Genomic DNA, 13638 nt, shown 5'->3' on the forward strand with positions numbered 1-13638 from the left:
TTGTAGCGAGGGAGCGTACTCCCGCTGGACTGCGCAGCAGCCCCCTCAATGACACGCGGTCCTTACAACTAGAACGAGGTGGCAGGTTCCAGGCTCGCTTCGCTGCCTGACGCGGGCAAGCGCCCTCGCCACAACGCACCGGCGTCCACGGAAGCGGTGTGCAGCTCGACAAACTCCGCACTCAACTCGATCACCCGGCGGTATTGCAGGTCGACGGTGATCATGTGGTAGCAGTTGTCCAGCAGGATCTTGGTCACCGGCCCGCCGAGGTGACGTTCCACGTAATCGGCGTTCCAGCGGCTGGTGATGTCATCCTCGATCGAATGCAGCACCAGGGCCGGCACCTTGACCTGAGGCATGCGCTTCTTGACCACGGCGTTCATCCGGTGCAACTCGCGCACCGTGATGCCCTCCATGGTCAGCAGGCCAGCCTCGCTGCTCTCCCCTTCCTTCATCTGCCGCTCGACGATCGCCCGCAGGCGTTCGTTCTTGATGCCGTAGGGCGGCTTCTCTTCGAAGCGACAGATATGCACGCCGAACGGAATTTTCATCAGCAACGGCGTAAGGAACGCCAGCTTGTTGATGCTCCAGCCGTCGTACTTCAAGGTGGTCGAATACATCAGCAGCCCGGCGACCTGGCCCGGATGCTCCGAGGCCAGGTACATCGACATCACCGCACCCATCGACAGACCGCCGACAAACACCTGTTCATGGCGCTGGCGAACCTGGGCGAAGGTTCGACGCAACCCTTCGTACCAGTCCAGCCAGCCGGTGGCCTGCAGGTCGCTGTTGTCGCCGCAGTGCCCGGCCAGGGTGGGCACGTACACCGTGCAATTACCCACCTTGGCCAGGCCCTTGGCGACCTGGCGCAGTTCCGTCGGCGTGCCTGTCAGGCCGTGGATCAACAGGATGCCGACCGGCCCTTCACCGAGAACGAAGCCGGCATCACCCTCACCGAGGTCGATCCCGACGTTGCTCACCGTTTAGTCGCTCGCACCAGCAGTTGCTCGAGCAGCTTCAGGCCCAGTTCGATTTCCGGGTAGCTGATTTCCAGGGACGGTGCCAGGGTGATCACGTTCTTGTAGTAGCCGCCCACGTCGAGGATCAGGCCGAGTTTGCGTCCGTCCACCACCATGTCGCCTTTCATGCCTTCTTCGACCATGTAGTCCAGGGTCGCCTTGTCCGGCGTGAAACCATCCGGGCCGCAGATTTCGCAGCGCAGGGCCAGGCCCAGGCCGTCGACGTCGCCGATGATCGGGAAGCGTTTCTGCAAGTCCTGCAAGCCTTCCAGGAAGAACTTGCCCTTGGCCATGACCATCGCGCCGTAATCGACTTCGTTGGTCATCTTGAACATTTCCAGGCCTACCGCCGTGCCCAACGGGTTGGAAGCGAAGGTGGAGTGGGTCGAACCTGGCGGGAAGATCTTCGGGTTGATCAGTTCTTCACGGGCCCAGATGCCGCCCAGCGGGTTGAGGCCGTTGGTCAGCGCCTTGCCGAACACGATCACGTCGGGTTGTACGTCGAAGTGTTCGATCGACCACAACTTGCCGGTGCGGTAGAAGCCCATCTGGATTTCGTCGGACACCATCAGGATGCCGTGCTGGTCCAGCACCTGCTTGAGCTCGCGGTAGAAGTTCATCGGCGGGATCACGTAGCCGCCGGTGCCCTGGATCGGCTCGACGTAGAACGCGGCGTATTCACTCTGGCCGACTTTCGGGTCCCACACGCCGTTGTATTCGGTCTCGAACAGGCGGGCGAATTGCTGCACGCAGTGGCTGCCGTATTCTTCCTTGGTCATGCCTTTAGGGCCGCGGAAGTGGTACGGGAACGGGATGAACTGCGCACGCTCGCCGAAGTGGCCGTAGCGACGACGGTAGCGGTAGCTGGAGGTGATCGACGACGCGCCGAGGGTGCGGCCGTGGTAGCCGCCTTCGAAGGCGAACATCAGGCTCTTGCCGTTGGTAGCGTTACGCACCACTTTCAGGGAGTCTTCGATGGACTGCGAACCGCCGACGTTGAAGTGGACGCGACCGTCGAGGCCGAACTTCTTCTTGGCGTCGACCGCGATCATTTCCGACAGCTCGATCTTGCCTTTGTGCAGGTACTGGCTGGCGATTTGCGGCAGGGTGTCGATCTGCTGTTTCAGCGCATTGTTCAAGCGCGGGTTGGCATAGCCGAAGTTGACCGCCGAGTACCACATTTGCAGGTCGAGGTAGGCCTGATCTTCGGTGTCCCACACGTAGGAACCTTCGCAACGGCTGAAAATGCGCGGTGGCTCGATGTAGTGAACGGTGTCGCCGTAAGAGCAGTATTTGGCTTCTTTATCCAGAAGAATCTGGTCTTCGGCGCTCGCGATGCGGATATCAGACATGGTGGAAGAGTTCCTGATTTTCAATAGAGAGGTCAGTAGGGGCAAAGGTCGTGGCGTTGGCGGCGATGCCCTGTGGCAGCTTGGCCAGCAATGCGCTCACTTCGGCGAAGGTGTCGAAGCGCGCATGGGGAATGTTGTTGGCCTCGCAGTACCGGGCAAGGCTGCCCTTGGCGAAAACGAAGTCGGCGGTGGAGGCCACGCACATGTCGGACTTGCCGTCACCGATCACCAGCACGCGCTTGTTGCGCGGGGTGGATTTGCACTTGCAGTTGCCGGAAGCGGCACGGCAGGCATCGCTGGCATACGGGAAGTCGATGCGCCAGCTGTTCTGGTCGACCTGGCGCAGGCGGTTGGCGAGGATCGGCAGCAAGCTCACGTAGTTGCGCGACAGAATCCGCGCGATGCCTTGCTCGATGCCGTCGCTGACCACTTCGATGGAGGCCCCCAGGCCAATGACGTGATCGACGAAATCGGGGAAGTCCGGGTCGATCTCGACGCTGTCGAAATACGCCAGCAGCTCACTTGGGGTGGCCTTGATCAGCGCGAGTTGGCGGCTCAGGCATTCGCGTGAACCGATATGCCCATCCAACCATTCCTGCTCGATGGTTTCCCACTCGGGGCCGGCGAAGCGTTGGAGGACGTTGTCGATGACATCGGTGGGGGTAATGGTCCCGTCGAAGTCACACACGATATGCCAGTGGATCATCTGCGTTTACCTTGAGGAGGAGCGCGCTCTGTGCGCTTGCAGAAGGTGTAGAGCAGGGACTGTGCCAACTGGCCAGCACCCAATGGTGCTGGGGGTTTGCGCGGATATCAGACGGTTTTGTGTCGAAGGAGCTACAATTTTTGTAGCTTGCTACAAACAAGATGAGTGCTTGCGCCAAGGCTGCGCTTTGCGCGTTCATGCGCGCATATTCAATCAAGGAACAGTGACCATGTTCAGGATCACCTCCGCTGTATTCGCCGGGTTACTGGGGCTGTGGAGCGTTTCACAAGCCGCGCAGGCCGAAGGCATCACCGGTGAAGCAGGCGCGGGTATCAGCTACCAGCCCAAGGAACCCACCGGCACCCGCTATGAAACCGCGGCCGTTCCATACCTCGACCTGGACTGGGGCGACGTGAGCCTGAGCACCGATGACGGCCTGTCCTGGAGCGCCTTGAAAACCAACGGTTTCAGCGCCGGCCCGTACATCAACTACCTGTCGCGCCGCACGTCCAACGGCGCGTTGTCGGGGTTGCGCGAAGTGTCGAGCATGGCCGAAGTCGGTGGGTTCGTGGAATACGCGCCGGCCGACTTCTGGCGCGTCTACGCCCAACTGGGTCGCGCCGTGGGCGGCGCCCAGGGTCAGGGCGGCGTGCTCGGCAAGGTCGGCGGCGAGCTGGGCTATCCGCTGGTCGGCGGGATCATCGGCAGCAGCGACCTGATGGCGCATTTTGCCGACCGACGCCAGACCAACACGTTTTTCGGCGTGAGCGATAGCGAAGCCGCCGCCTCGGGTTTCCGCCCCTACAACGCCAGCGGCGGCTTCCAGAACGTGACGTTCACCCAGAGCTTCGAGTTTCCCCTGGCGACGAAATGGTCGCTGTTGACCAGTGCCAGCTGGGTCCGCCTGGTGGGTTCGGCGGCGAACAGCAGCATCGTCAAGCAGGCCGGCGAAGTGAACCAGAGCCAGGTGCAGACGGCGATCAGCTACAAGTTCGACTGATGCACATCGATAAAAATGTGGGAGGGGGCTTGCCCCCGATAGCGCAGGGTCAGCCAATACATACGGGACTGATCTACCGCTATCGGGGGCAAGCCCCCTCCCACATGGAGCCAGTATTTCATCGCGATACTTTCAGTTTTCCTCGCCTTCGGCGAGCAACGCGATCCCGCCGATAATCACCGCGACGCCCACCCAGTGCAGCAGGCTGATATGTTCCCCCAGCCCCAGCCACGAACCGAGCAACACCACCACAAACACCAGCGAACTCAGCGGAAACGCCAGCGACAGGCTGCTGCGCCGCAGGATCAGCATCCACACGAAAAACGCGCCGATGTAACTGGCGATCGCCGCCAGAATTCCCGGGTTGCGCGCCACTTCGGACAACCACTGCCAGTTGAAATCCATCTGCCCCAGTTGGTCCCCGGCGACCTTGGTAAACAGCTGCCCGGCGCTCTCGGTGCAAATCAGCAACGCCCACAGCACCACGGTGCCAAGGCGTTCGTGCAACCAGCCCTGATCGATATTTTGCGTACTCATGCCTGACCCCCTGCAATCGCGACTAACATCACGCCGAAAGTAATCACCAGCGTGCCCATCCAGCGCCGGCGGCTGACGGTTTCCCCCAGCACCAGCTTGCCCGCCAGCACCACCCCGCAATAAGCCAGCGCCGCCGCCGGAAACAACAGGCTCAACGGCGCGCGGGACAAGGCTTCAAGCCAGACGAAAAACTCGATGGCGTAGGCCCCGAGCCCCGCCCACAACAACGGCGCATTGAACACCTGGCCCCAGAACGCGTTCAGGCGAAAGCCGCCCTCCAACTCCGGCAAACGGTCCAGGCCCATCTTGAAAAACAACTGGCCGACCACATCGAGCACGATGGAAAAAGCCACCAGCAACACCACGGTCAAAGTCACGGGAACAGCTCCTCAAACAGGTTGATCAGGGCTTCGTTGGTCGCGGCATTGCGCTGCAGGTCCTCGGCGCTCCAGCGCTCGGCCGGCGGCTGGTCGGACTTGGCCTCCCAACGCTTGAAGGCGTTACTGAACACGGGCTTGGCGAACTCGCCGCACACGTCGATGCCGATGATCCGTTTGCGCGCCGCCAGGGCCCGCAGGGCCTGGAGCAGATGGCTCAGGCGCATGCCGCCCTGGTCCCAGTTGGTGGCCGCGTCTTCGCTGGCCAGCACGTCTTTGTCGATGGTGATCCAGATGGCTTCGGTGGGCAGGCTGCTGATCATTTGCTCAAGGAATGCGGCCCAGTCCAGCTCCGCCAGGTTGCGCCAGTACAGGTAGTTTTCCTGCTGCTGGTGGCCGGCGCCATCGCCGACCCGCCCCCAGACTTTCGACGGCGGGTGCTGCCATGGGAACAGCTGCAATTGCCCGCGCGTGAGGGCGCCGAGGTTGCCGCCGCGCAGCTGCGGGTTATGCAGGTCATCGCTGCACGGGCCGAGGGTGACGATGCGCTTGATCGCCGGCATCTTCAGCGCGCGGTTGACCCACGACCCGCAGTGGCGCTTGGGCGCAAAGCGGACCCAGTCGGGGTGGTTGTCGAAGTGGATCAGGCTGATGGGTTCTTTCAGGTCGGCCAGAAATGCCGGCGTCAGGTGGTGATAGTCGCCGGAGCCGACAAACAGGATTTCCGGCCGCGCGTCCGTGGGCCGGGGCCGTGCCGCCAGGCGTTCGGTGAAGCGCTTCCAGGTTTTTTCGGTGGACCACAGACGCAGTTTCGGGCCCAGGTCCAGCAAGTCGAGACGGGTGGCATGACCACTGGCCAAACGCCGGGCAATCGGCGCCTGGCCCGTAAGGCTGTGGTCGAGGTCAAGAATATTCAAGGTAATGTTTCACCCCCAATGGCAGCGCCCAACCGGATTGCGGATGGGCTTTAGGGGGTCAATGCAAGGGACGGGCCAGGGACTCTCTTGAGGACAATGAGCCCCTCCCACATGGGACCAGCGTCAGGATCGGGATTCGCGGATGATCTGGCGAATCGCCCCGACAAACGTTTCGACCGGCTGGCCACCGCTGACCGCGTACTGCCCGTTGAACACGATGGTCGGCACCGACGTCACGCCACGGGACACCCACAGTTGTTCCTGCTCGCGCACCTCGGCGACGTATTCATCGCTGGCGAGAATCGCCGCGGCGCGTTGTGGGTCCAGGCCGACGCTCTCGGCGATACGCACCAGCGTCGCGTGATCGGACGGGTCCTGGCCATCGCTGAAATAGGCTTTGAACAGCGCTTCCTTGAGGTTGTACTGCAAGCCTTCCAACCCGGCCCAATGCAGCAGGCGATGAGCATCGAAGGTGTTGTAGATGCGGCTCTGGCCATCGGTGCGGAACGCAAAGCCCAACTCGGCGCCCATGTCGCGGATGCGCGCACGGGTGGCCTGGGACTCTTCGGCGCTGGAGCCGTATTTCTCGGTGATGTGCTCGACGATGTTCTGGCCCTCGGCGGGCATGCCAGGGTTCAGTTCGAACGGCTGGAAGTGGATCTCGGCCTGCACCTCGCTGCCGAGTTGGTCGAGGGCTTCGGTCAGGCCGCGCAGGCCGATGACGCACCAGGGGCAGGACACATCGCTGACGAAATCGATTTTCAGGGCAGTACTCATGGTAGGCAACCTCGCTGGCATTAATGCGCCGCAAAAGCTGCACGATACACCAATGTCACAACACCTTCGCCGAGACCGGCGGCTCGATCTGCGCCCAATGGACGGCGTCTTCGCGATGGGCTTGCAGGTACGGCAACACCGCCGCCAGCAACGGCGCCTTGAACGCTTCCTGGAAACGATGGGCCAGGCCCGGGATCAGCTTCAACTGGCTCCCCTGGATATGCGCGGCCAGGTGTACGCCGTGCATTACCGGCAACAACGGGTCGGCGGTGCCATGCACCACCAGGGTCGGCACGCGCAATTGGTTGAGCAACGGCACGCGGCTCGGTTCGGCGAGGATCGCCATGATCTGGCGTTTCACACCCTCGGGGTTGAACGCACGGTCGTAGGACAGCGCCGCCTGATGCAGCAACACCTGGCGGTCATCCTTGACATACGGGCTGCCCAGCGCGGCCAGCAAATCGGCCTGTTGCTCCAGGGCCACTGCGCGATTGGGTGCGCTGCGCCGCGACAACAATTGCACCAGCGCCGCATTCGGCGCCGGCAGGCCTTCGGCGCCGGAGCTGGTCATGATCAGCGTCAGGCTTTCCACCCGCTGCGGCGCCATCGCGGCCAGGTGCTGGGCAATCATGCCACCCATGCTCGCCCCGAGGACATGGAATTGCTGGACCTGCAACGCATCCATCAAACCCAGGGCGTCATCGGCCATGTCGGTCAGCGTGTATGGCGCCGCCACGGGCAGGCCGAGCTTGTAGCGCAACACTTCAAACGTCAGGTTGGCGCTGGCCGGAGCCTGGCGCCAGGTGGACAGGCCGACATCGCGATTGTCGTAGCGGATCACCCGGAAACCTTGCTGGCACAGGGCGACGACAACCTCGTCAGGCCAGTGGATCAGTTGCCCGCCCAGGCCCATCACCAGCAACAAGGCCGGATCGGACGCACGGCCGATGCTTTGGTAGGCGATGCTCACCTGAGCCAGATCGACCGTTTGGGTCGGGACATTGACATCACATCGAGACGCCGCAAAAGACGGCAGGCCGAACAGTAGAGCGGCCAGTAACAGCAACACGCGCATGAAAAACACCGAAACACAGAACCCCAGTAGAGCGCGAGTCTGATGAAGTTTGTTCAAGCGCGCTGCCACAGTTGCGTGACAGTTTAATGAATGTCGCTCAACGGTCGGCTCACTAACTATCTATCCCTGCGCGCCTCGTTCTCCACCTTTAAATAGGGCTCCGACCGGTAAAGCACCGTTCTGCCCCTATTTTTCGAGTGCCGTCACATGACCGATACATCCAACCCGCTCTCCCCCCTTGCCGTGCGCGATTTCCCGCCGTTTTCCCACGCGCAGGTTCGCCCCGTGAACGAAAGCCTGCTGCTGGAAGCCACGGCCCGCTGGCACGCCAGCCGCGAACAGATGCTCCGGCTCAGCACCGATGCGCCCAGTGTCCACGCCTCGCTCAACGCGTTCATCAACGAGCAACTGGACCTGGACGGCGACAGCGTGCAGTTGCACTTTGCCGCGTCCGATGAAAGACCGGCGCGCTCCATCACACTGACCCAGGCCAGTGCCTTCGTTCATCAATTTCCCGCCTACGCCGCGCTTTACCAGCATTGCCGGGTGATCGGCCTGCCGGAAGGCAAAACCCAGTACGCAGCGCAGCCGTTCGAGCTGGTTAAACCCTTTACCCAGCTCAACGTGGAACAGGCCCTGCGAACCGCGTGGGTCCGCTACTGGTGGTTCACGCGCGCGCCTGGCACTGCGGTCTCGCGTCGCGATCACGCGGTTGCGCAGTACAGCAGCCATCTCCAAGCCGCCGCGCAGTTGGCCTGCGCCTCGGGGGCGATCACGGCCGATCAATTGAAACCGTTGCTCACGGTCCTCGACCCGCCAAGCGGCGCGTTGCAGCTCGACGGTCAGAAGATCTACGCCGAGCAACTGCTGCTCAAACGCACCGGGTTGGCCGATGCCGAGATACCCGGTGCGCTGGTCATTACCCTGGATGCCGAGGTCGTCCTCCAGCTGTTGTACCTGCCCTCTGAAGAACCGGCGCTGAACCTGTTCAACAGCCGCGTCGGCATGGAGCAGTGGTTGCTCGATCACCCCACGCTGTTCCCCGGCGTGACGGCCATCACGCGAGACAACCTGATCGACTACCGCGAGGTCGACGAGCCCTTGCAAGCCGGCGTGACGCACCTGTTGGAACATCGCCTCAAAGAAAAGCAGGCCAGCTTGAAATACCCCCACGGCCGCGACCTCGCCGAACATGGACACAGAGCGCTGGAAGCAGCCGATCAGGTGGACCGGCAACAGCGCAGCCAGGGGGTTTTCGCCTTGCCGCCGGCATCCGCGCTCGCTCCCGCCGAGGACGACGCGCCCCTCGACAGCGCGCCCATAGTCTTCGCCGGACTGACCGCTGACCTGCCCCTGGCGCAGCGCCGCCACGCGCTGTCGCGGCAACAACAGCCGCTCTTCGGTACGGTGCAGGCGCCTGCCATATTGCCGCCGCCGAGCGATGAGCAACAGGCCACGTTGCGCAGCCAACTCAACCGCTTGCACGAGGCGCAACAGCAAGCCCACGAAGCGGCCAGCGCGCTGTGGAATCAACCCCAGAACCAGCTATTGGAGCTGTCCCAACAGGCCAACCCCGACTATCACCGCTTGCTCCAGGCACGGCTGAACGGGCTGCTTGCCGAAGCCAGCCTGCAGCGCCAACTCAACCAGATCAGCCCGGCCGGGTACGCCATGCTCCTGGCCGCGCTTGACCCGCTCAACGCGCCAGACCCCGAACTCAAAGTGTCGGTGGCGACCTTGACGCTGTCGATCCGCGAGCGCAGCAACGACGCAATCAACACCCAGCGCAAAGAACTGGACGGCGCGCTGCTGATCACCCTGGAAGCGGCGCTGCTCGATGCGTCAACGCCTCAGGACCTGTTGTTGTACTGGCCGGGCAGCCAGGGCGGGCTGCAGCACTTCGCTTCGCGCCAGGCGCTTGAACAGTGGCTCGGCGTAACGCCCTCGGACGCGTCGTCGCTGGAACTGGCCCTGCTCAATCAGACCCCGTTCGAGTACAGCCTCACCGTGCAACTCGACGACTGGGTCGCCCAGATCGAAGCGATGCTTCGCCGCGCCCCGGACGACACCGAGCGCCAAGCCCGGGAGCTGCAACCCATGCGCGTGCAAGCGATCCAGGAACTGGGCGTATCGACCAACACCGCGCGCGAACTGGCCTATGCGCAGCTTCTGGAGCAGCAGCAGAGCGGCGCACTGGCGGCGCAACTGCCGGTCTGGCTCGGCCAGGTTTCAGCGGCCGACAGGGCCGAACTCAAGGCCCTGCTGGAGCGCTACATCGTGGCGTTGCAACGCGCCGATGAAGTATTGAACCTGAAGCTGCCGCTGATCAGCAGTTTTTGCACAAAACGCCTGCACGCAAGGCTGTCCCGGGACTTCTCGCTCAAACAAGCGTTCAGCGTTCAGCTCGACGTTCCCGAATCGGTCACGCATCAACAGCATTTCGTCGGAGCCCCCGGCGCGCCCGGCACTCCGACCAAGACGGTGCAGGTCCCCAGCGCCACCCGGGTCAAAATGAGCCTGGATGAGCTGGCGCTGAGCAACATCGATACGCCGATCGCCGAGCGCTTGACGTTCATGAAGGTCGAGGTCAGCAGCCAGGACGCCACGGAAGGCCAGGCACTCACCGCCGGGCTCAGCGCCAACTACCTGCGCAAGCTGGTGCCGGAACTGGACCTGGCCCAAGCGTATGAAGACCTGATCGTCGAGGCTTACCAAGGCTCGGATCGCGAAACGGACTTCAGCCGTGACTATCGCCTCGAATGCCTGCTCGAACCTCAGCGCCTGATGCTTACGCTCCAGGGGCGCCTGGCGTTCCTGCAAAAGCACATCACGGCCACCGAACTGAACACCTTCAACATCGCCGTGAATGCCAGCACGGCCGAAGCCTGGCGCGCCGATGGCAATGACATTGAGTTGCTCCCCGCCCACCTCAGTGTCGGCGGGCCAGACACCCAGGACGGTTCAAGCACGTTGTCCGGCGTCACCTTCATCCGTCAGAAAAACTCCGGGCTCACCCTGCTCTATCTGCCCGAGAGCCCGGACGGCCACTACCTGCGCAGCTACGCCAACCTTGAAGCCGCGCGGCTGGCGCTGTACCGCCTGTGCCTGAGCAGCACAATGGTCAATTACCTGGCCGGCCGCGCCTTGCTGGGCAACGTGGCCAACCACGTCAGCCGGATCAATCAAGCGCTGCTCCGGCATTTCGACGCGCTGATCGGCGTCGGCCGCCCCTGGCCCGTCACCACATCGCTGGCCGGCCATTTGCTCAACGCGCAAATGGGCCGCGTCAAGGAGGCCCACCGCGCCAGTTCCCGTTCCAACAGCGACCTGTACCTGGAACGCTATGCCATCAAAGGCGTGCAGACCTTCAGCTATATCAAGATGGCGCTCGGCGTGGTCCCCGTGGTGGGTACGGTGATCGGCCTTTACGACGGCTGGGTCAGCGCCAATGACGCGGTAGATGCATTTCGACGCGGCGATCATGCCCAAGGCATGCACGACATCACCCAAGTCCTGCAATCAATGATCGACGCCGGCGTGGATGTGGCCGGCGGGGTGCTGATCACGCCCAACGCAGCGCGCACGCGCACGCTTGGGCGCCAGTTGCGCAATGCCTTCAAGGGCGGCCGCTACCTGCAACCGCCCATGAGCCGCAAGGCGCGCCGCATCGCCGAGCGCTTCAGCGGGTATGAGTACGACAAGGAGATCGCCCTGGCCCATCTGACCCCGGCGAGCCACGGTATTTACCGCAACATCTACCGCCATGCCGACGGCCACTTCATCGTGCGGCAGGGCAACGTCTATCAGGTCGAACTGCAGAACGGCCATTGGCGCTTGAGCGGCAACGCGCTGAAAACCTACAAACAACCGATTGCGCTGGATGACGCCGGCCAATGGGACACCCACTTCGGCGTCTACGGCACCGCGCAACCGGCGGGCCTGGCGGGCGGCGGCGGCGTGCTCGGGCACCTGGCGGACACCCTCGAGCCGCTCTGGCCGATGGCGATTCGACAACGGCTGCCGATCTGGTGGACCGATCATGTCCTGCGCCGCCAACTGGCGCTCAGCAATGCGCTCAATACGCTGAGCAGCCGGCTCGACGCTCAACTGGCCGCGACCAGCAACCTGCAACACCTGTCCAACCAAAGCGACTTCGCCACCCGCAAGACATTGCAGCCAACCCTTGATCAGGCCTACACCCAGGACATCGAGCTGGCGATTCAGCAGGCCAACGCCATTCAGGACGTGATCGCCTCCACCCCCAACAGAGAGCACCTGGCCCTCAAAGGCTTGCAAAGCCGCGCCGCCTTGATTGTCACCAGCAGAGCCGTGGAACGCCTGAAAGTCGCCGCGGCCGCGCTGCAGGAATTGACCGGGCAATTCGCTGATATCCAGGTGCCGCCCGCACGCCCCGCCGCCATTCTGCAGTTTCTGCAAACCCGCAAAGGTCTCAGCCAGAAAATCGTGCAGGAACTCGACCGGATCGACCGCATCTTCCTGGTCATGAACGAATGGAGCAGCCAGATCAACCTGGCAGCGCTGGAGGCCGATCTGCGCCTCCAAGGCAGAAGCACGCGCAGGACCGCGCAACAGATCGACGCGGACCTGCAAAATACGCGCACGCTGGTGGGCGAGGCTCGCGATGACGCGGCGCGCTGGAACGAGCTCTACGATGAAGGGTTTCGCACGCACCTGCGCACCGTCCACAGCATCGATACGTTCAACCGCTACGATCACGTCAGCGATCCTTCCTGGTTGTATTTGCAAAGTGAGGTCAATCGCGTCTATCTCGACGCTCACCTGGCCCTGAACACGCATTTCGCATTGACCAAGACGCCCACCACCGTCAGCCAGCGCACACGGATCCTCAATGAATGTATCGATGCCTACGCGCGGTTCAGCCTCAGCGTTAAAACCTTGAGCGCAGGCTACCCGCAACATTTTGACCTGGATAACCTGGACGCCTTGCTGAACAACCTCGAGCGCATGATTCAACTGGCCCGCCACCGTATCGGCACAACACCTCGCCTGCGGCGCCCGCAGCCCGATGCCCCCCAAGGGACGGTGTTTGAAAGCGAAGACAACCGGCTGCTGATCGGCATAAAAAGCACCGACCCTCGCACCAACACCACGCGCTACACCATCGACAACCTCAGCGGCCACACCGAGACCTGGGAGCAACGCCCGGACGGTCGGGCCCAGCGCCAACCGGCGCCGCACGTGGAGTTCCCGGCGGAGGCGAACGTGAAGTCGGTGATGGTGAGCGAAGCCCAGAACCGCCTGCGCGCCGTGCCGGCGTACCAGGCCAAAGTCGACGCCTATGCTCGCCAGGGCATGTTGCCGGTGGACCTTGAACACATGCTGGTCAGCGAAGCCGCCGAACTCACCTTGCGCGCAAACCGCATCGCGCGCCTTGACCCCGAGGAGCCGAGCCTCCAGCCATTGCGCACGACCGCCAGCGAACTGACTGCCGCCGGCCGCGCCTTGCGCACCCGACAATCGTTGGCCAGTCGCAAACCCACCGACGGCATGCTCGATGACCTGGTCAGGCATCACGTGGTCGAGGTGCGTCGCACCGCGTCGATGAGCGAACTGGCGAGGCGTGCCAACGGGCATCGCGACTTCATGCAGGAATATGAAGTCTGGGACCTGACCGCCACCCCGCCGCGCTCGTTGTGGTACGCGCACTTTCATTACAACCGCCGCACGGCGATCTTCGACGAGTTCGAAAAGGCCCACCTGAAACTGCCGGAGCATCGTTATTTGACCCATGCCGACGACCCGTCGCTGCCGTTCTCGGACATCGGCAGGCAGTCCGCTGCATTGCCGCATATCCGGCCGCTATGGGTTGCCCAATAACCGCGCCGGCCTGCGGCTG

General features: G+C 63.0%; 10 protein-coding genes. 2 read left to right on the forward strand and 8 right to left on the reverse strand.

The annotated features are described in order from the left end of the window. Nucleotides 1-68 precede the first annotated feature (68 nt). The 3 genes from C5F70_RS18600 to C5F70_RS18610 are packed head-to-tail and all read right to left on the reverse strand — an operon-like array spanning nucleotide 69 to nucleotide 3077. Nucleotides 69-980 carry a carboxylesterase gene (locus tag C5F70_RS18600; protein WP_046485794.1) on the reverse strand — a complete coding sequence of 304 codons (912 nt, stop codon included), beginning with the start codon at nucleotides 978-980 and terminating at the stop codon, nucleotides 69-71. Continuing rightward, on the reverse strand, nucleotides 977-2371 hold the full coding sequence (locus tag C5F70_RS18605) for an aspartate aminotransferase family protein (RefSeq protein WP_017844600.1): 1395 nt from the start codon (nucleotides 2369-2371) through the stop codon (nucleotides 977-979). Before C5F70_RS18605 ends, C5F70_RS18600 begins: the two co-directional genes overlap by 4 nt. Continuing rightward, a complete protein-coding gene (locus C5F70_RS18610; RefSeq protein ID WP_017844599.1) occupies nucleotides 2364-3077 on the reverse strand; it encodes an MtnX-like HAD-IB family phosphatase in 714 nt (237 codons plus the stop codon). Before C5F70_RS18610 ends, C5F70_RS18605 begins: the two co-directional genes overlap by 8 nt. Before the next feature lie 229 nt (nucleotides 3078-3306). Here C5F70_RS18610 and C5F70_RS18615 point away from each other — a divergent pair, with 229 nt between their 5' ends. Next, nucleotides 3307-4077 (forward strand): MipA/OmpV family protein, encoded by a 771-nt coding sequence (locus C5F70_RS18615; protein ID WP_104903840.1) that lies wholly within the window; start codon nucleotides 3307-3309, stop codon nucleotides 4075-4077. Between the two features lie 132 nt (nucleotides 4078-4209). On the opposite strand, the gene C5F70_RS18620 is transcribed toward C5F70_RS18615, so the two are convergent. The 5 genes from C5F70_RS18620 to C5F70_RS18640 form a co-directional block, all read right to left on the reverse strand. Next, nucleotides 4210-4614, reverse strand: coding sequence for an EamA family transporter (locus tag C5F70_RS18620; protein ID WP_104903841.1), 405 nt, complete (start codon nucleotides 4612-4614; stop codon nucleotides 4210-4212). Continuing rightward, nucleotides 4611-4991 carry a transporter gene (locus C5F70_RS18625; protein WP_017844596.1) on the reverse strand — a complete coding sequence of 127 codons (381 nt, stop codon included), beginning with the start codon at nucleotides 4989-4991 and terminating at the stop codon, nucleotides 4611-4613. The genes C5F70_RS18620 and C5F70_RS18625 overlap by 4 nt, the downstream gene beginning before the upstream one ends. After that, nucleotides 4988-5908 (reverse strand): arginase, encoded by a 921-nt coding sequence (locus tag C5F70_RS18630; RefSeq protein ID WP_017844595.1) that lies wholly within the window; start codon nucleotides 5906-5908, stop codon nucleotides 4988-4990. The genes C5F70_RS18625 and C5F70_RS18630 overlap by 4 nt, the downstream gene beginning before the upstream one ends. A gap of 123 nt (nucleotides 5909-6031) precedes the next feature. Then, nucleotides 6032-6685 carry a DsbA family oxidoreductase gene (locus tag C5F70_RS18635; RefSeq protein WP_046384553.1) on the reverse strand — a complete coding sequence of 218 codons (654 nt, stop codon included), beginning with the start codon at nucleotides 6683-6685 and terminating at the stop codon, nucleotides 6032-6034. 55 nt (nucleotides 6686-6740) lie between these two features. Further along, nucleotides 6741-7760, reverse strand: coding sequence for an alpha/beta fold hydrolase (locus C5F70_RS18640; protein ID WP_046485800.1), 1020 nt, complete (start codon nucleotides 7758-7760; stop codon nucleotides 6741-6743). A 207-nt stretch (nucleotides 7761-7967) separates the two neighbouring features. On the opposite strand from C5F70_RS18640, the gene C5F70_RS18645 reads away from it, so the two are divergent. After that, nucleotides 7968-13619 (forward strand): dermonecrotic toxin domain-containing protein, encoded by a 5652-nt coding sequence (locus tag C5F70_RS18645; protein ID WP_104903842.1) that lies wholly within the window; start codon nucleotides 7968-7970, stop codon nucleotides 13617-13619. Nucleotides 13620-13638 lie beyond the last annotated feature (19 nt).

The organism is Pseudomonas sp. LH1G9 (assembly GCF_002949975.1).
Lineage (GTDB): Bacteria > Pseudomonadota > Gammaproteobacteria > Pseudomonadales > Pseudomonadaceae > Aquipseudomonas > Aquipseudomonas veronii.

Excerpts from the sequence above, each read along its gene's own strand:
- C5F70_RS18620 (WP_104903841.1), bottom strand. The coding sequence starts at position 4,614 with ATGAGTACGCAAAATATCGATCAGGGCTGGTTGCACGAACGCCTTGGC.
- C5F70_RS18640 (WP_046485800.1), bottom strand. The coding sequence starts at position 7,760 with ATGCGCGTGTTGCTGTTACTGGCCGCTCTACTGTTCGGCCTGCCGTCT.
- C5F70_RS18635 (WP_046384553.1), bottom strand. The coding sequence starts at position 6,685 with ATGAGTACTGCCCTGAAAATCGATTTCGTCAGCGATGTGTCCTGCCCC.
- C5F70_RS18610 (WP_017844599.1), bottom strand. The coding sequence starts at position 3,077 with ATGATCCACTGGCATATCGTGTGTGACTTCGACGGGACCATTACCCCC.
- C5F70_RS18645 (WP_104903842.1), top strand. The coding sequence starts at position 7,968 with ATGACCGATACATCCAACCCGCTCTCCCCCCTTGCCGTGCGCGATTTC.
- C5F70_RS18605 (WP_017844600.1), bottom strand. The coding sequence starts at position 2,371 with ATGTCTGATATCCGCATCGCGAGCGCCGAAGACCAGATTCTTCTGGAT.
- C5F70_RS18615 (WP_104903840.1), top strand. The coding sequence starts at position 3,307 with ATGTTCAGGATCACCTCCGCTGTATTCGCCGGGTTACTGGGGCTGTGG.